This is a genomic window from Roseovarius sp. SCSIO 43702 (genome assembly GCF_019599045.1).
Taxonomy (GTDB): Bacteria; Pseudomonadota; Alphaproteobacteria; order Rhodobacterales; family Rhodobacteraceae; genus Roseovarius.
Map to the genome: position 1 here is coordinate 3,222,023 of NZ_CP080623.1, position 24,839 is coordinate 3,246,861.

Consider the following 24,839-nt stretch of genomic DNA (forward strand, 5'->3'; position numbering starts at 1 on the left):
GACATGAAGGATCCGGGCGCGCTTCCCGACGATCTCATCTGCGACGCGCGCGAGATATTCGACTCACGCGCCGTGCGCGAGGCGATCGACGCCGCGGCGGAGACGGCCCCCGATGCGCGCCGGTTGCGGGCCGAGGCAACGTCCTGCCTTCTCGCCGCGCGCAATACCGGGCGCGCGGCCATCGCCGACGCACTGGCCGACACCCCGTTCGAGGCGCGCGCCGCGGCGCGCTCCTACAGCTGGTTGACCGATCAACTCGTCATCGCGGCCTACGACACCGCCATCCGCCACCTGCACCCCCGCCCCAATCCCACCGAGGCCGAGCATATCGCGCTGCTCGCCGTCGGCGGTTACGGACGGGGTGAAATGGCGCCCGAGTCGGATGTCGACCTGCTTTTCCTCACGCCCTACAAGATCACCGGATGGGCCGAGAGCGTGATCGAATCCATGCTCTACATCCTGTGGGACCTGCGCCTAAAGATCGGCCATGCCAGCCGAACGATCCGCGATTGCCTGCGCCTGGGGCGCGATGACATGACGATCCGCACCGCGCTCCTCGAACATCGCTACATCACCGGCGACGCGCGGCTCGCCGCCAGGCTCGACCACCGCCTCTGGCGCGACCTCTTCCGCAGCACCGAGCGTGAATTCATCGAGGCCAAGCTCGAGGAACGCGACGAACGGCACGAGAAACAGGGCGGCCAACGCTACATGGTCGAGCCCAACGTCAAGGAGAGCAAGGGCGGGCTGCGCGACCTGCAATCCCTCTTCTGGATCGGCAAGTATCTGCACCGGGTCGATCACGTCTCCGAACTGGTGGGCCTGGGCATGTTCACCGAGGAGGAATTCGACCGCTTCGCCCGCGCCGAGAATTTCCTCTGGGCGGTCCGGTGCCAGCTTCACCTCGCGACCGGGCGGGCCAACGACACGCTCAGCTTCGATCTCCAGGTCGAGATCGCCGAGCGCATGGGCTACGAGGATTCGGGCGGTCGCCGCGCGGTCGAGCACTTCATGCAGGCCTATTTCCGCCACGCCAACGCCGTCGGTGAGCTCACGCGCATCTTCCTCACCAAGCTCGAGGCGATGCACGTCAAGGCCGAGCCGCTGCTCCAGCGCCTCCTGCGGCGCAAGCGCAAGCTGAAACCCGGCTACGAGGAGGTGCATGGCCGCCTCGCCATATCCGACGAGGCCGAATTCCTCGCCGACCCGATCAACCTCCTGCGCCTCTTCGAGGAAGCGCTGCGCACCGGGCTGCTCATCCACCCCGACGCGATGCGGCTGGTGACGGCCAATCTCGACCTCATCACCCCCGAGCTGCGCGCCCGCCCCGAGGCGGCCCGGCTCTTTCTCGGGCTCCTGCTGAAACATGGCAACCCCGAGCGCGCGCTCAGGCGGATGAACGAGCTGGGCATGCTCGCGGCCTTCATCCCCGAATTCGAGCCCATCGTCGCGATGATGCAGTTCAACATGTATCACCACTACACCGTCGACGAGCACACCATTCAATGCATCTCGTATCTCAGCCGGATCGAACGCGGGCGCCTGACCGAGGAGCTGCCCATCGCGTCCTCGATCCTCGAAGAGGGGGTGAACCGCCGCGTCCTCTACGTGGCGTTGCTGTTGCACGATATCGGCAAGGGCCGGCCCGAGGACCATTCGATCCTCGGCGCCCGTATCGCGCGCAAGGTGGCACCGCGCCTGGGGCTCCGACCCAAGGAAGTGGATACCGTCGAATGGCTGGTGCGTTATCACCTCCTGATGTCCGACATGGCCCAGAAACGCGATATCGCCGACCCGCGCACCGTGCGCGACTTCGCCAAGCTCGTGCAGACGCGTGAGCGTCTGGACCTGCTTTGCGTGCTCACCGTCTGCGACATCAACGGGGTGGGCCCCGGCACGTGGAACAACTGGAAGGCGTCGCTCATCCGCGCGCTCTATCGCCAGACGCGCCGCGCCATGGAGGGCGGGCTCGAGGCGCTCAACCGCGAACAGCGCGGTTCCGAGGCCAAGCGCAACCTGCGCGAGGCTCTGCCCGACTGGGACAAGTCCGCGCTCAAGCACGAGACGTCGCGCCACTATCCGCCCTATTGGCAGGGTCTGCACGTCACGGCCCACGTGATCTTCGCCCGGCTGCTGCGCGATCTCGAACCGGGCGGCATCGGCATCGATATCGCCATCGACGAGGACCGCGACGCCACCCGCGCGTGTTTCGCGCTCGAAGACCATCCGGGCCTTTTCTCAAGGCTGGCAGGAGCCTTGGCCCTCGCCGGGGCGAACGTGGTGGACGCGCGCACTTACACCTCGCGTGATGGCTATGCCACGGCGGCCTTCTGGGTGCAGGACGCCGACGGTCACCCGTTCGACGCCGCGCGCCTGCCGCGCCTGCGCCGGATGATCGACAAGACCCTGAAGGGCGAACTGCTCCCCCGCGATGCCATCGCCAGCCGCTTCCCGGTCAAGAAGCGCGAACGCGCCTTCCGCGTGCCCACCCATGTGACCTTCGACAACGACGGCTCCGAGATCTACACGATCATCGAGGTCGATACCCGCGACCGGCCCGGCCTGCTCTATGATCTCACCCGCGCATTGGCGGACGCGAATGTCTACATCAATTCCGCCGTGATCGCGACCTATGGCGAGCAGGTCGTCGACACCTTCTACGTCAAGGACATGTTCGGCCTGAAGTTTCACTCCGACGCCAAGCAGCGCGCGCTCGAACGCAAGCTCCGCGCGGCCATCGAGGCCGGGGGCGAGCACGCATCGCGCCAATAGGCACCCGAAGGCTATTTCACATGCACGACGTAGCTTCGGCGGAAGACCTTCCCGCGGCCTTCGGTCGATTGCCAATCGATCTCGAACCGGTCTGTGCCCGGCGTTCGGCCGGCCGTGTAACGCGCGAAATGGGCGTCGATGCTGCGATCAGGACATTGATGCGGGCGCGTCTTGCCCTTGCGAACGGTCACCTGGCCCAGTTTCGGCGCCGTCCTGAACCGTGGCTGCGGCGGCACCTTCTGCCAGACGCAGGTGCGCCCGTCGATGTTGTACATGATCTGAAGCTCCACCGTCTCGCCGCGCGCCACCTCGATGCGCGAGGTCTTGGCCTGCGCCTCGGCTGACTGCGGCAGCGCCCCTATCGCCATCGCGCAGCACAGGCCCGCCAAGGCCCATCTGCGCGCGTGGCTCACGCGAAATCGTCCCATCATTCCCGTTCCCTCCTGCCCCGACAGGTCATCAGCATAGAGGGTCACCCCGAAGAAGAAACCCCCGCGCCATCAAGGCGGTGTGGCGCGAGGCTGGCACGACGACCCGCTCCGCAGGGGGTGTGGCTCGCTTGCCACCGCGCTGCCTGCCCTGTCATCCGGCATGTGGCGCCCCTTGCCTGGCATTTCCTCCCGGCTAAAGTTCGGTCTTCGTCAACCACTTGCGGATATTTCCTTGTTCAGACTGCTCGCCCCGCCGCTCCTGATTGCGACCCTCGTCGCGCCCGTGTTTGCCGAAGATGCCGAGTTTGCCGCGGAACTGAATCGCATCGACACCGATTTGTCCGAGGTCGAGGCAACGCTCGAGGATCACCCCGGCGGCCTTATCCACGGTCTCGCCGCGGCCCGGCGCGAGGCGCTTCTGCTGGCCCGCCGCCTGATCGAGAACCGCCAGCTTGCCGAAGCAGGCGCGGCGACGCTCGACCTTTCCGCGCCCGCGACCCGGCCCGATCCCGACCTCGCCGCCCGCATCCTCGAGGACATGGCCGCCACGCAGAGACGCATCGACGCCGCTCTGGCCGAGGCGGCAGCCGCGTCGGGCGTCCTGCAAGCCACCGCGCTCGTCCGCGTCGAAACCGAACGCCTTTCGCTGGCGCAGCTTCAGATGGCCTATCTCCAGGCCAGCTACGGCATCGCCATCCCCCTTCCCGACGCCGCGCCCGAGGCGCCCGCAGATGCCGGACAGGCCGCCCGATCGACCAAGGCGGGCGCTGCCGCCACCACGTCGCAGGTCGCGACCCCCGCCGCGATAACCTGGGCCGACGCGCGCTTCACCGATGTCGATTACAGCCTCGCACCCTTCGAACTGGCCCACCGGAACGGCCACCGCATCTCGGGCTGGTGGACCATCGAGGAAGGCCGCGCGCCCGTGGATGACAGCGTCCAGATCACCGCGATCAACTACTCCGCCTACGAGCCGCGCAGCTTCTCGGGCCTCACCGCCCTTGTCGCCCGCTGCACCGAGGGGGAAACCGCGCTCATCTACGTGCAGCCCGATTATCTCGTCCCCGATCTGAGCCGCAATTCCTTCGCGATGACGCTCAGGATCGACGACCAGGCCGCGCGCGCGGACCGCTGGAGCGCGCTCACCACCAACAAGGGCGCCGGTCTTTTCGGCACCCCCGCCGAGGACATGATGCGCGCGCTCATCGACGCCGACCGCGTCTTCCTGCGCCTGACCGAGAAGAACGGTCGCCACCATGATGCGCTTTTCGACCTCGCCGGTCAGCGCGACGCCTTCGAGGCCGTGGCCGGGGCCTGCGGCTGGACCACCCTCTCGCTGTCCAGCGACGACACCCGCGCAATCCAGGAACTGCTCGCCGAGGCGGGATTCGATCCCGGCCCCACCGACGGCCAATGGGGCCCCGGCTCGCGCCGCGCCATGCGCGCCTTCCAGGCCGAGCACGCGCTGCCGGAAACCGGCCAGCCGGACCGCGAAAGCCTCGGGAAACTGGGCTTCGACCCCTGAGAAAACGCCTTCATCTTGCGTCAAGTCTCGCGGGAGGCTCCTCGGGCCGGCCCCCCGGCTCCACCCGTTCGGAACAAACCGGCGTCAGATCAGAAGCCCCGCCGCACCCTCGTGCCGCAGGAGCCATACCTTCGTCTCGACCCCGCCTGCGGCCGAGAACCCGCCCAGCGACGCGGCGCCCAGAACCCTGTGACACGGGATGAGGATCGGGATCGGGTTGCCACCGCAGCCCGCCCCCACCGCCTGCGCCGGCACGTCGAGGTCGCGGGCGATGTCGCCATAGGTGACGGTCTCACCGAAGCCGATTGCGCGCATGCGGTCGCAGACACGGCGCTGGAACTCCGATCCCTCGACGCGAAGCGGCAGGTCGAACACCTCCCGCGTGCCGTCGAAATAGGCGGCAAGCTGCGCCTCCGCCTCCAGAAGCTCGGACGTCGCATCGCGCGCCCCCCGCCGCCATTCCAGCCGCGTGATGGCGCCCTCGCGGGCGGTCAGGGTGAGCGGTCCCAGCGGGCTTTCGATCATGCGTTCGGTCATGCGGACAGTCTGCCGGTCACCGGCAGCGCCGTCCAACCCGGATCACGCGGAATGCGCCCCATCGGCAAGCGACTTGACGAATTCCAGCACCTCCGCGGCGGGCTTTCCCTCGGCGATGGCGCCCACGATGGCTGACCCGACGACCGCGCCATCGGCCACGCCGGCGATCTCGCGGCTGGTCTCGGGCGTGCGGATACCGAACCCGACGATCACCGGCAGGTCAGTCTGCGCCTTGATCCGCTTGACCTCGGGGCCCACGTCGCCCGCCTCGGCGGCCGCCGCGCCCGTGATCCCGGTGATCGACACGTAATAGACGAAGCCCGACGTGTTCTCGAGCACCTTGGGCAGGCGCTTGTCATCGGTGGTCGGCGTGGCGAGGCGAATGAAGTTGAGCCCCGCCTTCTGCGCCGGAATGCACAGCTCATCGTCCTCTTCGGGGGGCAGGTCAACGATGATGAGACCATCGATACCGGCCGCCTTCGCATCCTCGAGAAACCGCTCCACGCCCCGATTGTAGATCGGGTTGTAATAGCCCATGAGCACGATGGGCGTGGTGTCGTCACCCTCGCGGAACGCGCGCGCCATCTGCAACGTCCGCTCGAGCGTCATGCCCCCCTCGAGCGCGCGTTGCCCGGCAAGCTGGATCGTGGGTCCGTCGGCCATCGGATCAGTGAAGGGCAGGCCCAGCTCGATGATGTCGACGCCCGCGCCCGGCAGGCCGCGCACGATCTCGAGCGAGCGGTCGTAATCGGGATCGCCCGCCATCACGTAGGCGACGAAGGCCTTCTGGCCGGCTTTCCTCAACTCGGCGAATTTGGCGTCGATGCGGCTCATGGATGCGGGACCTTCCTGGGGGATGTTCGGCCCGATTTGCCCAATTTGGGCCGCGAACGCAATGGGGCGCGCGGGGAATGTGAGTATTTGGGCCGCGACGGCGCCGCGCGGCTTGCACTACCGGGGCCGCGCGCCTAGAAGCGCCCCGCACCGAGCAGGAGATGGATCATGGGCTTCAGGATGGGAATCGTCGGATTGCCGAACGTGGGCAAGTCGACCCTTTTCAACGCGCTGACGCGGACGGCCGCGGCGCAGGCCGCGAACTTTCCCTTCTGCACGATCGAGCCCAATGTCGGCGAGGTAGCCGTGCCCGACGCACGGCTGGAGCGGCTGGCCGAGATCGCCAAGTCGAAACAGGTGATCCCCACCCGCATGACCTTCGTCGATATCGCGGGCCTAGTGAAGGGCGCCTCGAAGGGCGAGGGTCTCGGCAACCAGTTCCTCGCCAACATCCGCGAGGTCGACGCCATCGCCCATGTCCTGCGCTGTTTCGAGGATGGCGACGTCACCCACGTGGAAGGCCGCGTCGATCCCGTGGCCGACGCCGAGACGATCGAGACCGAGCTCATGCTGGCCGACCTCGAGTCGATCGAGCGACGGCTTCAGAACATCGTTCGCAAGGTGCGCGGCGGCGACAAGGAGGCGGTGCAGCAGCAGCGCCTGCTCGAAGCCGCGAAGGCTGCGCTCGAGGACGGGCGCCCCGCCCGCACGGTCGAGGTGGATGCCGAGGACACGCGCGCCTGGAAGGGCCTGCAACTCCTGACGACGAAACCCGTCCTCTACGTCTGCAACGTGGCCGAGGAAGACGCGGCCAACGGCAACGCCCATTCGGCGCGCGTGGCCGAGATGGCCGAAGCCGAGGGCAACTCCCACGTCGTGATCTCGGCCCGCATCGAGGAGGAGATCAGCCAGCTCGATGACGAGGAGGCCGCGATGTTCCTCGAGGAGATGGGACTCGAAGAGGCCGGCCTCGACCGGCTCATCAAGGCCGGCTACGCGCTCCTGAACCTCGAAACCTATTTCACCGTGGGCCCCAAGGAGGCACGTGCCTGGACCATCCCGGCGGGCACGACCGCCCCCCGTGCGGCAGGCGTCATCCACGGCGATTTCGAGAAGGGCTTCATCCGCGCCGAGACCATCGCCTATGACGATTTCGTGGCCCTGGGCGGTGAACAGGCGGCGAAGGACGCGGGCAAGATGCGCGCCGAGGGCAAGGGATACGTCGTCAAGGACGGCGACGTTCTGCATTTCCTCTTCAACACCTGACACGTCGCGCTGACGGAATCCGCGCGCTCACGCCGCCTGCGCCACCCTCTCGCGTGCGCGCGCCAGGTCGGCGGTGAAGGCCGCGCGGAGCCGTTCGGCCTCGGCCCGGTCGGGCAGGCGCAGCAGGTAGGACGGATGGATCGTCACGAGTACCGGCGTGCCGTCGCCCGCCGTCTCGATCCCGCCGCGCCGCTTCATCAGCCCCGCGCCCGATCCCGTGAGCGCCTGCGCCGCCGTGGCCCCCATCGCGACGATCAGCGCGGGTTTCACCTGCGCCCGCTCGGCGTCGAGCCACCAGCGGCACGCCTCCACATGGCCCGCATCCGGGCGGTTGTGAATGCGGGCCTTGCCGCGCGGGGTAAACCGGAAATGCTTGACGGCGTTGGTGAGATATACCTCGTCCCGCGCGATCCCCGCCGCCGCCAACGCCCGGTCGAGCACCTGACCGGCGGGTCCGACGAAGGGCCGCCCGGCCAGGTCCTCTTGGTCGCCCGGCTGTTCGCCCACGATCATCAGCCGCGCCTCCACCGGCCCCTCGCCCGGCACCGCCTGCGTCGCCGGCCCGTGCAGCGGACAGCGCGTGCAGGCATGGATCGCCGCCGGAAGCGCCTCGGTCGGCCCCTCCCAGCGCGAGCGATGCGCCTCGAGCTGGCGCCCGACACGGCTCGCCACGACCGGGGGCAACGTCGGCGCGGCCTCGGCCATCGTCTCGGCCCGCGCCTGCGCGCCCCGGATCAGCTCGGGGATCGCACGCGTCTCGGGCATGTTCTTCCAGTATTTGCGCGGCATCTCCGAAGTCATCGCCTGTACCTTGAGCCGCGCGGGATTGAAGATGTTGCAGTAGTACGTCGCCCAAAGCTCCTCGGTCGCGTCCTCGGGCAGATCGGGCGCCGCCTGCCCCGGCAGCAGACGCAGCTTGCCCGCCTCGAACGCCGCCGTCACGTCGGGCGTGGCGATGACCCAGTCCATGTCGCCGAAGCGTTTGGCAAAGAAAGGCGCGGTCGGCTCGACCGTGTGATGCGTGGGCTCGAACCAGGCGACGAAGCGGCGCCGCGTCTCGCCCCCCGCATCGCGGAACCGCACGAAGGCCTTCATCTTGTGCTGACAACGGCGCACGTTCCTGGCCATCCGCTCGAGCGCGGCCACATCCCCGTCCGAGGGATCACGCAGCGCGCGCGGATCTTCCCGCAACCGCCAGAGAAGCGCGTAGGCCCGTGCGAAACGCTCGGGGTCACGGTGCCAGATCGCCGTGCGCGCGAGCGTCACGAACTCCTTCGACACCCGCAATTCCCCCCGTGGCTCGGGCGGCGGCGCCCCCTCGAAAAGCGCCATCGCCGCGCCCTCGAGACGCCATGACACCGCCTCGGGCGCGACCCCGTTCGTCGCAAGCCCCCGCGCCGCCGCGCGCCAGGCATCGAACGTGCCGATGCGCGGCAGGGTCACGTGATGGCTCACAACAGCAGCAGTTGCTCGGGCGGCGGCACGAACTTCGCCCGCAGGTTCTCGGCATCGAGCGCGCGGCCCGGTCGCCACCCCTCGAGGCAGATGAAGTCCCGCGCCTTCTTCAGCGGCACACCCATCCGCGCCAGGTCCTCGTAACGCAGCCGCCGGTGCCGCCGCGCCTCCAGGATGCGCCCGACGCTGCGCGTTCCGAACCCCGGAACCCGCAACAGCATCTCGCGCGGCGCGCGGTTCACGTCGACCGGAAACTGCCCCCGGTTCTGCAAGGCCCAGGCAAGCTTGGGATCGACCTCGAGGTCGAGATTGCCACCCTCCGCCGCGCCGGTGATCTCGCCCAGATCGAAGCCGTAGAACCGCAAGAGCCAATCCGCCTGGTAGAGCCGATGCTCCCGAGCGAGCGGGGGCCGCACGAGCGGCAGGTTGGCCGAGGCATCGGGGATGGGCGAAAAGGCCGAGTAGTAGACCCGCTTGAGCTTGTAGCTCGAGTAGAGCGTCGTGGCGCTTTGCAGGATGGTCGCGTCGTTCGAGTCGTCCGCGCCCACGATCATCTGCGTCGACTGCCCCGCCGGGGCGAACTTCGGCGGCCGCTTGCCGGTATGGCTCTTTTCCTTGCGCGCCTCCTTCTCCAGCCGGATGTTGCCCATCGCGCGCCGGATCTGGCCCGCATCCTTCTCGGGCGCGAAGGCACCGAGGCTCCGGACCGTGGGCAGCTCCACGTTGATCGACAGCCGGTCGGCGAAAAGGCCCGCCTCCTCGATCAGTTCCGGCGCGGCATCGGGGATGGTCTTGAGGTGGATGTAGCCGTGGAAATTCTCCTCCTGGCGCAGCTTGCGCACCACGCGCACCATGTCGCGCATCGTGTCGTCGGGCGAGCGGATGATGCCCGAGGACAGGAACAGCCCCTCGATATAGTTGCGCCGGTAGAACTCGATGGTCAGCGTCACGATCTCGTCCACCGTGAACCGCGCCCGCTCCACGTTCGACGAGACGCGGTTCACGCAATAGGCGCAGTCGTAGATGCAGAAATTCGTCATCAGGATCTTGAGCAGGCTGATGCAGCGCCCGTCCGGCGCATAGGCGTGGCAGATCCCGCTCCCACCCGAGGAGCCGAGCCCGCCCTTCGCACTGTCGCGCCGCGTCGTGCCGCTCGACGCGCAGGACGCATCGTATTTCGCGGCGTCGCTCAGGATGGCGAGCTTTTGCTGAATGGATTTCACGGTCATTTGTTCTTGATATGTTCGCATCTTCGCAATTGCAATGTCTTGGAACACTCCGGACGAGCTGGCCACAAATACGCGCCTCGCCGATATCCTCGTCACACAGCAACGTCGTTCATCACGAAAACACAAAAAATTAATTATTTCAGGGGTATTGCTGTTTCTCTCCACAACGTTAACCAGTCAACCTGGCTGATTTGATAAACCGGAGAGTGTAATGATCCAGAAGACCCGCATATGCCCGTGGCCCCACATTTTCGCAACCTTGTTCCTGTTTCTGAGCCTGAGCGCACCGGCACAGGCTTGGTTTTTCGGAAAGGATCATCCGGGCGAGGCTAGGATCGAGGAGATCGTGCGTGCCGACCTTCCCGAACACATGGCCATCGAGGAGATCGAGATCGGCAGTCAGGATACCCGCGAGGGCCTGGTCGAGTTCTCCGAGTCACGTGTGCGGGTCACGTTGGCCCCACGCGAGGCACTGTTCACGACGGCGGGCACCCTCGAGGACAGGACGACCCTGCTGACGCGGATCGGCGAGCCCGGCACAGGCGTCTCCCTGTTTGCGCTGGTCCGGGCCAGGGCGACCGGCGAAGGCTGGGACGGTCAGATCTTCTGGGACGATGACGAGGCGATCAGCGATCTCGGCTGGCCCCGGTCGCGCTTCGGCGCCGACGCGATCGTGCAGGGAACGCCAGAGCATGAGGAGCATCTCGCAATGCTGCAAAAGAGACGCGAAGATGCGGAGCGCGCGCGCCTCGCGCTTCAACGATCCGTCTCGGGCAGCTTCGAAGGCACGGTATCCTGCGGCTATAGGCATTACGAAATCGCGAAGCTTGTGACCGATGCCGTGGAGGGCACCGGCACCCTGACCTATCGCAAGGTCGCAGCTGCGCCCACGGAATGGAGCAGCAAGAAGATGACGGTGGAACAGGTGGGCACCACGCCGACCTTCCGCGTCTCCGGCGGTGACTGGGACTTTTCCGTCGCACCCGCGGAGGATGGTGCGACATTCTCGAACCCGTATTGCTCCATGGACATCTACCCGCTGGGCGACACGCCCGATGCCGTGGCAACACAGCGCGCGGTCCGGGCCGAGTGGCTGGGGCGTCTATCGGCGGGGTCGATCCCCGCACGCGCCGCGATCGGCGACAAGGAACTCGACGTGACCGTCACGATCACCGAGCGTCGCGAGCATGGCTTCCAGATGCACATCGATCACCCGATGCATCTCAACGGACGGTTCAACCTCAGCGGCTGGCGCAGCCAATCGACCGTGGATATCCGCTTTGCCGATGCGCCCGTGCCGCTGCATCGCGCGGGCACCGTCGAAGGGCGCGGCGATCCGATGCTGGTCAACAGATGCGGCCTGGTCGCCACGTTCAAGCAAGACGGCACCCTGCGCCTGCAGGAGGGCGAGGGTTATACCTGCGGCGCATGGCTCGATCTCACGCCCTGAGCACCCTGTCGCGCCGGCACCCCGGAGGTGCCGGCGCATCGCGGGATTTTGGCCTTGTTTCCCGACCACGACACCGATAAACCCGCCAACGGAGACGTGGCCGAGTGGTCGAAGGCGCTCCCCTGCTAAGAGAGCGGACATTTCCTGTAACATCTTTATTTCCTTACGCTTTCTGCATGAATTTTTGCGTGTTGCCCGGATCTTGCCCAAAGTCCCACCCATAGTCGTAGAGCTGCGCGGCGAGGTCTGCCGGATAAGCCTTGCGATAGTCGCGCGCCGTGTCGGACTTTGCCCAACCGCCGCGGTCAAGGAGAAGGTCATGATTGCCGACCTGTGCCGAGTGGAAAGTCGCCCAGGTGTGTCGAAGCGTGTAGCAAACCACATCTTTGGGTAGACCGGCCGCCTCACAGAGCTTGCGGAATTGCTTGGCGATCTGCCCGCCGCCATGGTCTCTCAGTTTGAATGGTTTGCCGCGCGACGACAGGAACGCGTGCCCTTTCTTCGGCAACTCACCGATCAGCTCGATGGCTCGATCCGGGAGGTAGACCCATCGGGCCCGAGCAAGTGTCTTGCCGGCGCCATCCTCGACGGCCGGAATCCAGACCTCGTTCGTGGACCAATTGAAGTGCTCAACCTTGACGGCGAAGGTTTCGCCGGGACTGCAGCCCGTTGCGACCATGAAGACGATGATCTTCAGCAGGCGATGGTCCTTGTCGTAGACATGCGCCGTTTCCGGTGCCATTGCGGCCTGGATCAGGGCCTCGAGTTGCGCCGGAGAAAGATATCTGCTCCGCACATTCTTCTTCCTGCGCTCTCTCCGATTGCCGGTAATGAAGTTGATCACCGCGTAGATCGGGACCGTCACCTGGCATTGGATCGTCGAAGGTGTCCAGCGGATCCCGGCTTCTTTGAATCTCAGCTCCGCGATGTCACTTCCGGCGCGCAGAATCCTCGGATGATCGATTTCGTCGATCCGCGTATAGACACCAAAATAACGAATGATACGTTTCAGATACCGGCGGTTACCGGTGTGCCTCATGTAGAGGATTGCTGCCTCGGCGAAGGTCCGCGAGGGATTCAGAACCTTCTCCCAAGCCTTGTCGAACTCCATCTCGGCAAGACGACATGCAAGCTCGAACTTGTTCACGTCGCGTATGCCAAGGCGCTTTCGTATGCGTCTTCCGCGGACGTAGAAGTCGCACTCGTAGTCGTCTTTCTTCCACTTCGGCGTCCATGGCTCGGGGGCTTGGGGGCCTTCGTTGGGCGATTGTATATTTGACAAACCCATCCTCAATTCCTATATTGGAGACAGGAAGTTGAGGAAAAGCAAATGTCCGTTCTGTCCAAAGCCTACATGCACGACGAAGCCGCAGCCTTTGCGCATGTCGAGAGCATCATCTGGCCCGATGGTCCGGTCTGCCCGCATTGCGGCGTGGTAGACAGCGCCTATCGCCTGACCGGCGTTCGCACCAAGCCCTCCAAGAAGAACCCCGAAGGCAAGGAGCGTCACGGCCTGTGGAAGTGCCGCGAGTGCCGCAAGCAGTTCACCGTCCGCAAGGGCACCATCTTCGAGGAAAGCCACATTCCGCTGCACCTGTGGCTGCAAGCCATTCACCTGATGGTGTCCAGCAAGAAGGGCATCAGCAGCCACCAGTTGCACCGCGTTCTGGGCGTCACCTACAAGAGCGCTTGGTTCCTGACCCACCGCATCCGCGAGTGCATGCGCGATGGCGCGCTGGCCCCGTTCGGCAGCAACGGCGGCGCGGTGGAAGTTGACGAGACGTTCATCGGCAAGGAACCGGGCGTCGTGAAGGCGAAGAACGCCCGCGGCGGCTCCCACAAGATGAAGGTTCTGACCCTCGTGGATCGCGACACCAAGCGCGCCCGCAGCGTCGTGGTGGACGATCTCAAGAAATCCACCCTGATCCCGATCCTGCGCGAGAACATCGCCAAGGAGGCGTTTATCCTGACCGACGAGGCAAGCCAGTATCAGGGCCTTGCGATCAGCCCCGACTTCGGCGGTCACGATTGGGTCAACCACAGCGCCGAGGAATACGTGCGCCCCGGCTTTCCCGAGGTCCATACCAACACCGTCGAAGGCTTCTACAGCATCTTCAAGCGCGGCATGAAGGGCGTGTATCAGCACTGCGCCAAGAAGCACCTGCACCGTTATGCGGCGGAGTTCGACTTCCGGTACAATACCCGGATCGCGAACGGCATTGATGATACGGAGCGTGGCGAGATTGCCCTACGTGGCGCGACCGGTAGGCGCCTGACCTACGCAAGACCTGACTAAGAATACGAAAGGGCGGGGATGATACCCCGCCCTGCCGTTTGCGACGTGAACTGAGTCAGTCCTCGAGTGCTAGTTTCTGCGCCTCAAGCACCCGGATCATCTTCTCGATCTCCTTGGGTCCGATGTCGCCTTCGCCCTTGAAGTTGATCGTAACGATTTTGTCCGCACCGACCTTGGCGCGGAACCATTCGGAGAACCCCTTTTCCACGATGCCAGTATCTGTGTGGGGCGGGATCACTGGCGGCGTAGGGGTTGCGGTCCGTTCTACTGTGACTTGGCTCATGGGTATCCCTGTGTCGCTACCCTCGACCGCGAGCCAATCCCCTTCTGGCGAGACCCAGCGAACGCGGCGAGGCATTTCAAATTGTAGCACGCCTTGGCTCTCCCATTGGATCATGTCACCTACCGACGCGCCGCCGAACGTAGTTTCCTCGTCCGGCGATTCTGATTCTGCGTCGTCGTCCTGGGTTTCTCCATGACTTTCGCTTGCGCCCAATGACTGGACGAAGTTCATGGTGTTTATGAACGCCTTGGCCGCCGGGCCGACAGCGGAGGGGTTAAATCCCTCGCGGTTGAGATATGTCACGACACCTTCCATTGGCGGCAGGTCGACTCCGTCGAAGCGCTCCATTATCTCGCGAAACAGCTTCGGCTCAAGCGCCGCCTCTTTCAAATTGCGGGCCTTGTCACTCTCTGATTCTGGGTGAAGGATTGCGCGCGCACGTCCGGTGACTCGCATCATCCCCTTCCCCGCACGCTCAACGAGTCCGAATGAGGCCAACGCAGCCAGCGCTTTATTCGCCGGCCCTGTTGAACCGGAATACCCCAACAACTTTGCACCATCTTCGCGATCAACGGGGGATCCTCGATACTGCGCCTCAATCTTCCCCACCGCCATAACAGCGTCTTCAAGCGACATGCTGGGGTATGCGGGACTTCGGATAGGTTTGGTGTTCATGGCTGGCCTCCAATGTAATCATTGCTAACCAGTTAGCATGTATTCCGAGTAACAGCAAGCGCAATGACTTTTACTGTTGCGACTTGCGGCGACGCGCCTTATAACCTCAATCATGGGATTCCTCTTTCGGAACCCCCAACATGATGTGTGAGGCGACGAGCAATGAAAAGACCGGAACAGCCCCTGCGGGATACCACCCAGGCACAGACCTGACCGTAGGGGAGAAACAAGAAAACCGGCCACAAGGACCGGCTTTCGTGGTGGCTTCATAGGGGCGCAGCCCCGTCAGATACCATCTGTTGCAGGATCAATCTGACATTTGCTGCGCCCCATTTCAAGGGAAACCCTCTTGCTGGGAGATGGGGCATGAAAGATGTGTTCGTGAACGCATATCATCGCATCCGCTTCGGTCGCTTGGAGTTCGTCTGCGCCCACTGGCGCAGTCGCCCGGCCTAAGCTGAGACGATGATTGGGCGCAACCGGGCTAGGCGTTAGCGGTTCGGCGGCGGGAAGCCTGTATGAAACCTGCCTTGGGCGGCCTTCGGGTCGCCCCTTTTTATGTCGAGAGAACAGCGCTATCCTGTGCGCATGGAGAAAGAGAAATCCCAACTAGACCGCTTCAAGGAAGCCGCCCGCCAGTTAGAGACGGACGACGACGAGGAGCGGTTTGAAGAACGGCTTAAGGAGCTGGTGAAGCAGAAGCCGAAGGACGAGCCGAAAGCCACATCAGATGATTGAAGCTATCGTCGCGGTCCTCTTCCTGATCGGGGGGCTATGGCTCATCTGGCAGTTGTTCGCGCTGGTAGGAGATATGGCCGAACGCCGTGGCCAAGATCGCCTACTCTGGCAGGTTGCCGCCTTGGTCATAAATCCGTTCGCGGCAATGCTATTGCTTTGGCTTTTCTGTAGTCTCAAGGAACCATACGCCTAAGCGGCACCCTCAAGGTCGCGGGTTTGTCAAATATACAATCTCCCTTCGTTGTCCATGTCATTGCCTCCCTGAGACCCTCGATGTGAGCGCGGTAGAAGACGGGTCGGCGGCCGCGCCATTCGCAGACGGCGAAGTCCGTCTCGAACTTTTTCCGAATGTCGAAGAAGTAGCGGACGGATATGCCCAAGGCCGCGGCCGCTTCGGTTCTGTTGAGCGCGCGCTCGACTTCGCCGCTCTGCTCCTCGCAAAGGGTCATTTCAAACTCCTAAGTCCCTGAATTTGTTTTGACCCTTTGAACCATTTGACTCGAACATCTGCTCGAGCCGGTCGCTGAGGTCCGGGAGCGGCGGTGTCATCAAGCTGTCTGAGTAAGCTCGACGGCACCGGCTCCCGAGACGCGAAGCTTGAGTTCTCGCGTCAATATCGGCAAACTTCAAGTAGCTCGATTCGGTGACCTGCGTCAAGGTATGACCAGTTCCACTCGTGCTCCACATGCGTTTCCCGATGCTCTCGGGGCTGACTTCTGGAGGTGAAGCAATGGCAAGAACGGCAAGAAAGGGCGAAATCTCGATGAGCCGTGAGGCCATCGGCCTCCTGAAGGCGGGCAGAAATGCGTTGCATTGGTCACAGGACGACCTGGCGGACAACGCCGGAGTGTCTTCCGCCACCGTCAAGAGGATCGAAAGCAAAGCCGAGAAGATCCGAAAAGAGGCGCTGAAGGAACTGGGGATCAAGGATCGGGGCGCACCCATTCGCCAGGAGAGTATCGAAATGATGCTAAGCGCTCTGGAAAAGGCCGGAGTGTCCTTTTGGAGCAATGGGCGTGAGGTCGGCATGTCCGTGAGGGCAGGATCGCAGGATCAAGCGTTTTTCGATATCGCGAAGAAGGTCACCGCGAAATGACTGCCCCCCAACTCTTGGTCGCGATCGAATTGTGACCCAATCGCGAAATACTTGTGAGAAATTAGCATGACTGGCTTCTTATTGACACTCGACCGTCTCAAGAGACTAAAACAACAAGCGGCTCTTTCGATCCCACACGCCAAAGCCGGACATCGACCAGAAATCGTCGCAAGATTCCTGGGCTGGCGGACTTATGCTTCGCTCCTGCATGACCTCAGGTCCGAGGGGCAATTCATCGAAGGCTTCGATATCAGTGGCGCTATCGATTTTAGCCGACAGATCGGCGTCGACCTGGACGAGGAGGACCTCGACGAATTGGCGGAGCGGCTCCAGGACGAGTTCGGCTCCGAGGCTGACTACAGCCGCTATTGACCTTCGATGCAGGTATTTCCTCGGGCATCGGCCAGTTTTTGGATGTAACCGGCCGGTAAGGACCGCAGCTCAAGCGACGGCCTTTGCCTCTTTGGATTGTGGCACCCAGTTCCACGGCAGCAGCTCGTCGAGGCGATTGATCTTGTGATCTCCGATGCGGGCAAGGATGTCTGCCAGGTAGGCTTCGGGGTCGTGGCCGCTGAGCTTCGCGCTTTCGATGATCGTCATGGCTTCCGCGAGGGTTTCACCCCCGGCATCGGCCCCGGCGAAGAGCCAATTCTTCCGACCAATCACCACCGGCTTGATCGCACGCTCGGCCGGGTTGTTGTCGATGGCCACGCGGCCGTCCTCCAGGAAGAGCGTGAAGGAGGGCCAGCGGCGGAGCGCGTAGCGGAAGGCTTTGGCCAGTGCGCTCTTGCCGGAGACCCGGCCGAGCTGGGCCTCCGACCACGCCTTGAAGTCCTCCGCCAGCGGGCGCGTGCGGGTCTGCCTAACGCGTCGCCGCTCTTCGGCGGAGCAGCCGGTGATCTCGCGTTCGATGTCGTAAAGCGCGCCGATACGGTCCAGCGCCTCCCGGGCGATCTCCGACTTGGTGCCGGTCCAGACATCGTGGAAGTCCCGGCGCAGGTGTGCCCAGCAGGCGGCCTCGCGGATGCGCATCGCGCCGGTGGCATCTGGCTCATAAAGCGCCTTGAAGCCCGTATAGGCGTCCGCCTGAAGGATGCCGCTGAACTCGGCCAAATGGCGGTGCGGATGCGCACTCTTTCGGTCCGGTGAGAAGAAGTAGGCGATGCCGGGCGGCGCAGTCCCGCCCCAGGGCCGGTCATCCCGGAGGTAGGTCCAGATCCGGCCCTCCTTCACGCCCTTTCCCAGTCCCTCGAGCCGCTTGGAGCGGTCGAGCACTCGCACCGGGGTGTCGTCGGCATGGAGGCGGTCGGCGGTCATCACGTCAGCCCTGATCCGCGCCACGAGCGGAGAGAGCACCCGCACACCCTGGCCGCACCAGTCGACGAGCGTCGAGGCCGGGATATCCGCGCCCATGCGGGCGAAGATCTCGTTCTGTCTATACAAGGGAAGATGATCGTCGAACTTGGAGACAAGGATGTGCGCCAGAAGGCCCGGTCCCGCCATGCTGCGCGGGATCGGGCGTGCAGGCGCCGGGGTCTGGGTGATCTTCTCGCATCTCCGGCAGGACTTCTTCGGGCGCGCCGTCTCGATCACCTTCAGCCGCGCGCTGATCAGCTCGAGGATCTCGCTCATGTCTTCACCGACGAGCCGCAGTTCGCCCCCGCAGTCGGGGCAGGCATCGCCGGGGTCGAGCACGATGCGCTCGCGGGGCGTTGCCTCCGAGACCTTCGGTTTGCGCCGCATGGAAGCAGGTTCCGCGACTGCGGGCTCTGCCTTGGGCTCCTCCTCGGGCTCCCGGGCGGCGGAAGCCGCGACCTCCAGTGCCTCGAGGGCCAGCTCGAGTTGTTCGATCTCGCGTTCGATCTTCTCCGAGCTTGCACCGAACTTCTGTCGCTGGAGCTTGGCGATCCGGATCTGGAGCGCCTGGACGAGGGCTTCGTGCGCCTTCAGGACGGCCGTAAGCCGTGTCGTCTCCGCCCGCATGGCCGCGTTCTCGGCCTCGAGCGCGGCGATCATCGCGCGCAACTTGGCAGGATCGTCAGGCGGAAGGGAGGCGGCTTCGGACATGCGGGACCTTACCATCCCGTGCGGTCCATAACCAGTAAAACAAGGGGGTTGAGAGAAGTATCAGCTCACCCGGGCCGGAGGCGCACCCCAGTCCGGACGGCGCCAGTCGATGCCTTCCCAGAGCATCGCCAGCTGCGCCGAGGTCAGCCTCACGGCGCCGTCTCCGGCGGCGGGCCACGGGAAGCGGCCTCGCTCCAGGACCTTGTAGTAGAGGCAGAAGCCCTGACCATCCCAGTAGAGAAGCTTCAGCCGATCTCCCCGGCGCCCACGGAACGCGAAGACCGCGCCGCTCGCCGGGTTTTGGCGCAGGACGTCCTGGGCGAGCGCGGCCAAACCGGCGATCCCCTTGCGCATGTCGGTGGGCCCGCAGGCCAGGTAGACGCGAACCCCCGTTCCCGGTCCGATCATGCCGCTTCCACCGCCCGGATCAATCGGGTCAGCACCTCTCCATCCATGCCGCTGTCGAACCTCAGGCAGCGGCCGTTGCTCAGCCGCAGTTCGACAGGGCCAGACCGTGACGGCGCGGATGCGCTTACCCGCGCCTGAGTCCCGCTGAAATCCACCGGCAAGAAAACGGCCCCGCGATCCCGCGACCATAGGCCCTTCTTCTTCAGATCGCGCCGCCAGCCGTAGAGCTGGGAGCGCGTGATCTCGTGGCGCTGAGCGATCTGCGTCACCGACGCACCGCCGACGCCGACCTCCGACAGGATCTCGAGCTTCTCGTCTTCGCTCCACCGCCGGCGCCGCTCAACGCCCAGAACCTCGCCCAGCATGGCCCCTCCTAATAAGACACGTCGTTAAGGACGTCGTTATGCACGTGTCTTAGCTCGGAACCCCGCCGTCAGGCAGGCGGCCTCAATCGGGCGGTTACTTTTGGATTGATATCATCCACTTGGCATCGGCTCGTCGCGCGGCCAAGGAGACCCGGATACGGACGCAATGAACCAAGCCCCGGCATTGCTGAACAATGATCAAGGCTGGGAGAGGCGTGACATGAAGACAGCGTGACGACTTGGGATTCCAATAGTTTTGCGTGTTCAGGTTGCTTCCCTGACCAGGTTCATGAGGTCAGCGTAGCTCGTCGCCACGTCGTACTTCACCTTATCCTGCACGATCTTTTCGCCGATTTCGGCAAAGAACCTTCGAGCGCATTCGATCTTTGTTTGCTCAAGTTCGCGCATTTTCATCGACGGATATTCGGACTTGGTTTCCGCGACGAAATACAAGTGCTTCACCTCGTCCTTCTTGAAGGCGATCGCCCAATCCGGATTGTAGTCGCCAACCGGAGTGGGAATAAGGAACCCTCTTGGCAGTTTGGAGTAGACCACAATCTCACTGCTCGTATCCAAGTCCCTGACGAAACGTCGCTCCACGTCGGAGTCGACGATCGCGTAGTCGTAGACATGGTGGTTCAGCTTGTCTGTCGCCTTCTTGAAGTCGTTCCCGGTTTCGCCCGCCGTGAAGATCGCGGAGTCATACTCTTCTTCGATCGCACTATACGTGAGCTGTTCGACGATCGCTCCCGCCTTCTGCTCATTGATCCGGTGCGCAGCTTCGGCGATGAATTGTTCCGGGTTGCGATTGAACTGGCCGAAGATTGCCGGTTCGATACGGGACAGGATGGTTCCAATCGTCCGTCTCGTCAGGTTCGTAGCCTCGGAGATACTTCCAACCAGGTCATAGCTTACTCTTGAATGAGCGCTTTGCCCCGTTTCGGACCTGACCCTGCCTTGCGCGAATGCCTGACCGCTGCGGAGATCCTCGTCGGTCACCCCGTCGTTCAAGGTGCCTTCGGTGACCAGGTATTGAAGCGCCGGTATGTTCCTGAGGTTCTTATCCAGGCTTGTGACGCAGCTTTGGATCAGTTTTTCGGTCTCGAACTCGACCTGATATACGGCTTTTCGGTTGATGCGTCTCCAGAGCTCCTGAAACTCCTGCTTGTGAAAGTTGGCGTTCAGTGGGTTCTTTTTCGGCGCGCGGCCATCGTTGAACATGTCGGCCACCTTCTGGCCGTTGAACACCGTGTCCACGAGCTTGAATGCTTCCTCCTCGTGGCCGGCGAACGCCTCCGGCAACTGCGCCAGTGTCTCGGATTTCCGAGCTTCATGATATTTCGCGGTGATGGCTCGGTCTTCGTCGACATAACCGTTTTTGATCAGGTAAAACTCGAGCTTGCCAGCCAACGCCTTGTCGACCTTCAGTTCGGAGTCTTCCGACTTTAGCAGTTTCCCTTCAAAATACGCGGCGTTCGCGGCCCTCGGGCGCTCCGACAGGTTCTCGACGATCTCCTGCTGGAGGCCAGACACGAAGCCCTTGTAGCTCTCGCTCGCCACCACGGTCAGAACGTTGATGTCATGAACCGTCGCGGGCAAGTCCATGCGTTCGCCAACCTGATTGACCGATATGCGCAGGCCGCGCCCAACCTCTTGCCGGCGAGAAATTGTGTTCTGGCTCTCGTTGTGCTTGAGCATGCACATGACGAAGACGTTCGGGTTGTCCCAGCCCTCGCGCAAGGCGGAGTGAGAAAAGATGAAGCGCGTCGGCTCGTCGAACGACAGCAGGCGCTCCTTGTCTTTCAGGATCAGATCGTAATCGCTGGGTTCCGTCGACTGCCCCTGCAATTCGCCCCTCGCAGCGGCCTTGGGGTCCGTCATGCGTCCCCTCTTGTCGATGGAGAAGTAGCCGCGATGGGTCTTGGCATGGTCAATGTCAGCCAGATATTTGCGGTAGTCCTCGTTCTCCAGAGGCAGTTCGTCGAGGATTTCGTCCTTGGCGTTCGCATACTCCTCTTCGAAGATGCGCGCGTATTCGCCCTTTTCGTCCTCCCGCTCATAGTCGCGATACTTGACGACCTCGTCGATGAAGAAGAGGGAGAGAACCTTCACGCCCCGGGCGAAGAGCGCTTGTTCGCGCCGCAAGTGGGCCGCGATGGTTTCCCGGATCTGGATCCTGCGCTTGTCATCCTCTGTCACGTCGTTGGAGGCCTGCCCGGCCGACAGAACGTCACCGTTGGTGAAGTGCAGCGTATCGTCTCTGGCATCGATGTCAGAGATGACGAAGCCGCGGTATTGCTCCAGCCCCTTTGAGACGTCGAACAGGTCGCGCCCCTTCTCGAGCTTGCGCAGGACCCGCTTGATGCCGCTCCCAGTCTTGACTTCCAGCTCGACCCGAGCCACGGGAGCCGACTTCGAAATGTCGATACCTTCGAGATAAAGGTAGGCATTGGTGCCGGTCAGGCCCTTGGTTTCGATCCCGCGGACCTCGATCTTCTTGACCAGCTTCTGGTTGAAGGCGTCCACGGCATCCAGGCGATGGACCTTGTTGTGCACGGTCTTGTGCGTTGCCGAGTATCGGAGAATGAAGAGCGGGTTGAACTCGGGCAGAGCCTTTTGAGTTTCAGGGCCTTCCATCTTCTGCGGCTCATCGAGGATCAGGATCGGTCGGTTTTTGGCGATCACGTCGATCGGTCGGCGCGATTGAAAATCATCAAGCTCTCGGTAAATTCGCCGAGCCGCCTCACTGGCGTTCTTCTTCTGAGATGCGGCGAAAGCCTGAACATTGATGACCATCGCATTGATCCCGGCATCGGACGAAAAGCCCTCAAGATCATGGGGACGCGATGAATCGTAGGTGAAAGCTCGGATCTTCTTGCCGAACTCTTGTTGAAAGTGTTCGGCGGTCGTCTGCAGGGACTTCGCTACCCCTTCGCGGATCGCGACGCTGGGCACCATGATAATGAACTTGGACCAGCCATAGCGCTTGTGCAGCTCGAACATCGTGCGGATGTAGACGTAGGTCTTGCCCGTGCCGGTCTCCATCTCGACATCGAGGTTCAGCTTGGCGCCTGGCTTGTAGGTGGCCGGCTTGGCCCTGCCATTCGCATCGACGTAGTTCGTCAGTGACTGGGATTGGGGCAGCATAGCGCCACGCTGCACCGCCACGACATTCTCCAGCAGCACGTCGTCGGGCAGCTTGATATCGGCGTTGCCGAAGCCATCCTCGGTCGACCGCATCTGGCGAGTGTCGCCGGGATCGATGGTGTATTTCAGATTGTCCTGCCGTGGCTGACCCTTGAAGCAATCGACCACCGCGTTGACGGCGTCGAGTTGATAGGGCTGGGACTTAAACTTGATCTTCATCTCAGATTGCCTTCACTTCGGTGTCAGGCGAGAGGGATTTGAAGATTTGGCGCACGTTGATCTTGGTCGCGTCGTCCTTGAAGCCGGTGTCCTTGAACACCACGCGCATGGGCTGGCGCTCTGCCAGCATCTTGACCAATGCTTCGTCCACGCCGTCATCGAAACAAGCCATCAGGGCGGTGCCCGCGACGCTGAAGACGGTTTTGCCATCAATGGTATCACTGCTGATGGGCAGGGTCAGGTCAACGCCCCAATCGACCAGCACCTGGAAGAGCAGGTCTTCGGGCGAGCGATCGGGCTTGATGTTCTCGACACTGGAGAGGAGGTCTTTTTGCGACGTCGCATCCGGTGTGTAGAAAACGTCAGCCATGTTGGAACTGTCGATCTTCAGGACGCGGAATCCGACATCCTTGTTCCAGTCGGGATGGCACTCACCTTCGAGGATTTTTTGACCTGCGCGGCGAATGCGTTCTTTGGATATTTCAGATATTGTTGGCTCCAATGAAGCTTCCATGCAGAAGTTATAAGCTTCCTTGCTATCCTTGTTGTCTGGCTTGATCCGCTCAGGATATTGCATGCTTATAAATTTTCGCCCCTTGGGTTCGTCAGCTTCAAGAGCCATTAACGCATGCGCAAGCGTCGACGACCCAGCAAATAGGTCCATGCATATATGTCCTTCGGATGTGGTGAAGGAAATCAGTCTCTCAAGAAGCAAAACCGGTTTTGGATTAGAGAAGACCTTTCGTCCCTCTGGGAATAGCTCTTTTAGGTCGTAGGGGCCTGTTCTTCCGTCGAGATCGAATACGCTTGAGAGTTTGTCGCTAAACTCTGACGCATATACTTTCAACTCAACAATTTTTGTGTGGTCCTCTCCAAAGAGGATGCGGTCCTCTCTGAGAAGACGTTCCATTGTCGCCTGAGGAAAGCGGTATCCCATAAGTGGTTCTTTGCAGGGTTCCCCGGTAATAGGGTGCGGAACGTCATACCGATATCCTTCCTTCCCCGGGTTATGAACGCTCTGGCTTCCAGTATATACTCCACCCTCATCGATGTATTTGTATCGATCGAGTGGGCCCAATTGTGACTTATTTTCTCGGAACCAGTCAGTGTATACAGATTGCCGCTCCTCTTGTGTGGAGGCTTCTGAGAGAATTTTATCGCCGACAGACTTCAGGACATCTTTGATCGCAGACACGGAACTTCGCCATACGCCTTCAAGGTCTTGTTTGCTCTTAGCAAACACATGAATGCTTTCATGCTCTACCGCGATGTTAGTGGGATTATTGTCAGTTGCATTTTTCCAAATTAGTGTCCCCACAAAGTTAGATTCACCAAATATTTCGTAGCAAATCTGAAGCGCGTTTGAGGTTTCAGAGTCATCAATCGAAATGACTACCACCCCATCTTTCGCAAGAATGTTCTTGCATATGCGCAGCCTTGCATACATCATGCTTAACCAGTCCGAATGAAAGCGTCCGTTAGCCTCAGTGTTGGCCACGAGTCGCTCACCGTCTGATGAGATTTGGTTGGACTGGGAAAGAAATTCGAAGGTGTTTCCAATAAAATCGTCTCGATAAACGAGGTTCTCTCCCTTTTTTCGGTTATAGGGAGGGTCAATATAGATCATCTTGACGTCGCCAAGATACATCTCCTGAAGCAGCTTCAATCCCTCAAGATTATCGCCCTCAACAAACAAGTTGCGGGTCGTGTCGAAATCTACGCTCTCATCGCGATACGGGCGGAGGGTCTTGGCAATTGGCGCGTTCGCCGTGATCAGGGCCTCACGCTTGCCTGGCCAGTTCAGATGGTAACGCTCCTGAGGCCCCTCAACGATGTTATCGGATAGCTCCTGCCGCAGTTGATCGAAGTCTACCTTCAACGCCAGCTTGCCGTCTTCGTCTCGCGCCTCGGATACGCAGCCGGGGAAAAGAGCACGGATCTTGGCGATGTTGTCCTGCGTCAGGTCCGGGCTGTGCATCTTCAGTTTTTCGACACCTTCGAAAGACACCGGTTGCACTTGGTTGTCGTCGCTCATGCTCGTTCCTC

At 62.4% G+C, this 24,839-nt stretch carries 21 protein-coding genes; 8 read left to right on the forward strand and 13 right to left on the reverse strand.

Annotated elements, in window-relative coordinates:
* Positions 1-3: 3 nt before the first annotated feature.
* Entirely contained in the window at positions 4-2,772 is a 2,769-nt protein-coding gene (locus K1T73_RS15860; protein ID WP_220601629.1) for a [protein-PII] uridylyltransferase, read from the forward strand.
* Between the two features lie 11 nt (positions 2,773-2,783).
* Here the strand turns inward: K1T73_RS15860 and K1T73_RS15865 are convergent, their stop codons facing one another.
* Positions 2,784-3,203, reverse strand: coding sequence for a hypothetical protein (locus K1T73_RS15865; RefSeq protein ID WP_220601630.1), 420 nt, complete (start codon positions 3,201-3,203; stop codon positions 2,784-2,786).
* Between the two features lie 232 nt (positions 3,204-3,435).
* Here K1T73_RS15865 and K1T73_RS15870 point away from each other — a divergent pair, with 232 nt between their 5' ends.
* Positions 3,436-4,728: a peptidoglycan-binding protein gene (locus tag K1T73_RS15870; RefSeq protein WP_259400319.1), complete on the forward strand. Its 1,293-nt coding sequence runs from the start codon at positions 3,436-3,438 to the stop codon at positions 4,726-4,728.
* Positions 4,729-4,812: 84 nt separating this feature from the next.
* Here K1T73_RS15870 and K1T73_RS15875 read toward each other — a convergent pair whose 3' ends face one another.
* A complete protein-coding gene (locus K1T73_RS15875; protein ID WP_220601632.1) occupies positions 4,813-5,265 on the reverse strand; it encodes a methylated-DNA--[protein]-cysteine S-methyltransferase in 453 nt (150 codons plus the stop codon).
* 42 nt (positions 5,266-5,307) lie between these two features.
* Complete coding sequence (gene trpA / locus K1T73_RS15880) at positions 5,308-6,099, reverse strand: tryptophan synthase subunit alpha (RefSeq protein ID WP_220601633.1); 792 nt, start codon at positions 6,097-6,099, stop codon at positions 5,308-5,310.
* Between the two features lie 168 nt (positions 6,100-6,267).
* Between trpA and ychF the strand changes: the two genes are divergently transcribed.
* Positions 6,268-7,365, forward strand: a complete 1,098-nt coding sequence (gene ychF / locus K1T73_RS15885; RefSeq protein ID WP_220601634.1) for a redox-regulated ATPase YchF — start codon at positions 6,268-6,270, stop codon at positions 7,363-7,365.
* Between the two features lie 27 nt (positions 7,366-7,392).
* On the opposite strand, the gene K1T73_RS15890 is transcribed toward ychF, so the two are convergent.
* The gene (locus tag K1T73_RS15890) at positions 7,393-8,808 is read right to left on the reverse strand and encodes a UdgX family uracil-DNA binding protein (protein ID WP_220601635.1); all 1,416 of its coding nucleotides are present in this window, start codon (positions 8,806-8,808) and stop codon (positions 7,393-7,395) included.
* A gap of 8 nt (positions 8,809-8,816) precedes the next feature.
* Positions 8,817-10,049: a putative DNA modification/repair radical SAM protein gene (locus K1T73_RS15895; RefSeq protein WP_220601636.1), complete on the reverse strand. Its 1,233-nt coding sequence runs from the start codon at positions 10,047-10,049 to the stop codon at positions 8,817-8,819.
* Positions 10,050-10,260: 211 nt separating this feature from the next.
* On the opposite strand from K1T73_RS15895, the gene K1T73_RS15900 reads away from it, so the two are divergent.
* The gene (locus K1T73_RS15900; protein ID WP_220601637.1) at positions 10,261-11,499 is read left to right on the forward strand and encodes a hypothetical protein; all 1,239 of its coding nucleotides are present in this window, start codon (positions 10,261-10,263) and stop codon (positions 11,497-11,499) included.
* 163 nt (positions 11,500-11,662) lie between these two features.
* Here K1T73_RS15900 and K1T73_RS15905 read toward each other — a convergent pair whose 3' ends face one another.
* Positions 11,663-12,646 (reverse strand): tyrosine-type recombinase/integrase, encoded by a 984-nt coding sequence (locus K1T73_RS15905; protein WP_220601638.1) that lies wholly within the window; start codon positions 12,644-12,646, stop codon positions 11,663-11,665.
* Between the two features lie 183 nt (positions 12,647-12,829).
* Between K1T73_RS15905 and K1T73_RS15910 the strand changes: the two genes are divergently transcribed.
* Positions 12,830-13,795 (forward strand): IS1595 family transposase, encoded by a 966-nt coding sequence (locus K1T73_RS15910; RefSeq protein WP_220601639.1) that lies wholly within the window; start codon positions 12,830-12,832, stop codon positions 13,793-13,795.
* 55 nt (positions 13,796-13,850) lie between these two features.
* On the opposite strand, the gene K1T73_RS15915 is transcribed toward K1T73_RS15910, so the two are convergent.
* Positions 13,851-14,753 (reverse strand): hypothetical protein, encoded by a 903-nt coding sequence (locus K1T73_RS15915; protein WP_220601640.1) that lies wholly within the window; start codon positions 14,751-14,753, stop codon positions 13,851-13,853.
* A 588-nt stretch (positions 14,754-15,341) separates the two neighbouring features.
* Here K1T73_RS15915 and K1T73_RS15920 point away from each other — a divergent pair.
* Positions 15,342-15,491, forward strand: coding sequence for a hypothetical protein (locus tag K1T73_RS15920; RefSeq protein WP_220601641.1), 150 nt, complete (start codon positions 15,342-15,344; stop codon positions 15,489-15,491).
* Positions 15,492-15,664: 173 nt separating this feature from the next.
* Here the strand turns inward: K1T73_RS15920 and K1T73_RS15925 are convergent, their stop codons facing one another.
* Entirely contained in the window at positions 15,665-15,940 is a 276-nt protein-coding gene (locus K1T73_RS15925) for a hypothetical protein (RefSeq protein WP_220601642.1), read from the reverse strand.
* A gap of 281 nt (positions 15,941-16,221) precedes the next feature.
* Between K1T73_RS15925 and K1T73_RS15930 the strand changes: the two genes are divergently transcribed.
* Complete coding sequence (locus K1T73_RS15930) at positions 16,222-16,587, forward strand: helix-turn-helix transcriptional regulator (RefSeq protein ID WP_220601643.1); 366 nt, start codon at positions 16,222-16,224, stop codon at positions 16,585-16,587.
* Between the two features lie 66 nt (positions 16,588-16,653).
* Positions 16,654-16,959: a hypothetical protein gene (locus K1T73_RS15935; protein WP_220601644.1), complete on the forward strand. Its 306-nt coding sequence runs from the start codon at positions 16,654-16,656 to the stop codon at positions 16,957-16,959.
* 69 nt (positions 16,960-17,028) lie between these two features.
* Here the strand turns inward: K1T73_RS15935 and tnpC are convergent, their stop codons facing one another.
* The 5 genes from tnpC to K1T73_RS15960 form a co-directional block, all read right to left on the reverse strand.
* On the reverse strand, positions 17,029-18,654 hold the full coding sequence (gene tnpC, locus K1T73_RS15940; RefSeq protein ID WP_220601645.1) for an IS66 family transposase: 1,626 nt from the start codon (positions 18,652-18,654) through the stop codon (positions 17,029-17,031).
* 60 nt (positions 18,655-18,714) lie between these two features.
* A complete protein-coding gene (gene tnpB / locus K1T73_RS15945) occupies positions 18,715-19,062 on the reverse strand; it encodes an IS66 family insertion sequence element accessory protein TnpB (RefSeq protein ID WP_220601646.1) in 348 nt (115 codons plus the stop codon).
* A complete protein-coding gene (gene tnpA, locus K1T73_RS15950) occupies positions 19,059-19,427 on the reverse strand; it encodes an IS66-like element accessory protein TnpA (protein WP_220601647.1) in 369 nt (122 codons plus the stop codon). The genes tnpB and tnpA overlap by 4 nt, the downstream gene beginning before the upstream one ends.
* A gap of 264 nt (positions 19,428-19,691) precedes the next feature.
* Positions 19,692-22,793 (reverse strand): type III restriction-modification system endonuclease, encoded by a 3,102-nt coding sequence (locus tag K1T73_RS15955; RefSeq protein WP_220601648.1) that lies wholly within the window; start codon positions 22,791-22,793, stop codon positions 19,692-19,694.
* 1 nt (position 22,794) lies between these two features.
* Entirely contained in the window at positions 22,795-24,828 is a 2,034-nt protein-coding gene (locus tag K1T73_RS15960) for a site-specific DNA-methyltransferase (RefSeq protein WP_220601649.1), read from the reverse strand.
* Positions 24,829-24,839: the final 11 nt, after the last annotated feature.

What these genes read in the sequence shown, in the direction of transcription:
- K1T73_RS15860 (WP_220601629.1), top strand. Translation starts at nt 4, where the DNA reads ATGAAGGATCCGGGCGCGCTTCCCGACGATCTCATCTGCGACGCGCGC.
- K1T73_RS15865 (WP_220601630.1), bottom strand. Translation starts at nt 3,203, where the DNA reads ATGATGGGACGATTTCGCGTGAGCCACGCGCGCAGATGGGCCTTGGCG.
- K1T73_RS15875 (WP_220601632.1), bottom strand. Translation starts at nt 5,265, where the DNA reads ATGACCGAACGCATGATCGAAAGCCCGCTGGGACCGCTCACCCTGACC.
- trpA (WP_220601633.1), bottom strand. Translation starts at nt 6,099, where the DNA reads ATGAGCCGCATCGACGCCAAATTCGCCGAGTTGAGGAAAGCCGGCCAG.
- ychF (WP_220601634.1), top strand. Translation starts at nt 6,268, where the DNA reads ATGGGCTTCAGGATGGGAATCGTCGGATTGCCGAACGTGGGCAAGTCG.
- K1T73_RS15895 (WP_220601636.1), bottom strand. Translation starts at nt 10,049, where the DNA reads ATGACCGTGAAATCCATTCAGCAAAAGCTCGCCATCCTGAGCGACGCC.
- K1T73_RS15900 (WP_220601637.1), top strand. Translation starts at nt 10,261, where the DNA reads ATGATCCAGAAGACCCGCATATGCCCGTGGCCCCACATTTTCGCAACC.
- K1T73_RS15910 (WP_220601639.1), top strand. Translation starts at nt 12,830, where the DNA reads ATGTCCGTTCTGTCCAAAGCCTACATGCACGACGAAGCCGCAGCCTTT.
- K1T73_RS15915 (WP_220601640.1), bottom strand. Translation starts at nt 14,753, where the DNA reads ATGAACACCAAACCTATCCGAAGTCCCGCATACCCCAGCATGTCGCTT.
- K1T73_RS15920 (WP_220601641.1), top strand. Translation starts at nt 15,342, where the DNA reads ATGGAGAAAGAGAAATCCCAACTAGACCGCTTCAAGGAAGCCGCCCGC.
- K1T73_RS15925 (WP_220601642.1), bottom strand. Translation starts at nt 15,940, where the DNA reads ATGACCCTTTGCGAGGAGCAGAGCGGCGAAGTCGAGCGCGCGCTCAAC.
- K1T73_RS15930 (WP_220601643.1), top strand. Translation starts at nt 16,222, where the DNA reads ATGGCAAGAACGGCAAGAAAGGGCGAAATCTCGATGAGCCGTGAGGCC.
- K1T73_RS15935 (WP_220601644.1), top strand. Translation starts at nt 16,654, where the DNA reads ATGACTGGCTTCTTATTGACACTCGACCGTCTCAAGAGACTAAAACAA.
- tnpC (WP_220601645.1), bottom strand. Translation starts at nt 18,654, where the DNA reads ATGTCCGAAGCCGCCTCCCTTCCGCCTGACGATCCTGCCAAGTTGCGC.
- tnpB (WP_220601646.1), bottom strand. Translation starts at nt 19,062, where the DNA reads ATGATCGGACCGGGAACGGGGGTTCGCGTCTACCTGGCCTGCGGGCCC.
- tnpA (WP_220601647.1), bottom strand. Translation starts at nt 19,427, where the DNA reads ATGCTGGGCGAGGTTCTGGGCGTTGAGCGGCGCCGGCGGTGGAGCGAA.
- K1T73_RS15955 (WP_220601648.1), bottom strand. Translation starts at nt 22,793, where the DNA reads ATGAAGATCAAGTTTAAGTCCCAGCCCTATCAACTCGACGCCGTCAAC.
- K1T73_RS15960 (WP_220601649.1), bottom strand. Translation starts at nt 24,828, where the DNA reads ATGAGCGACGACAACCAAGTGCAACCGGTGTCTTTCGAAGGTGTCGAA.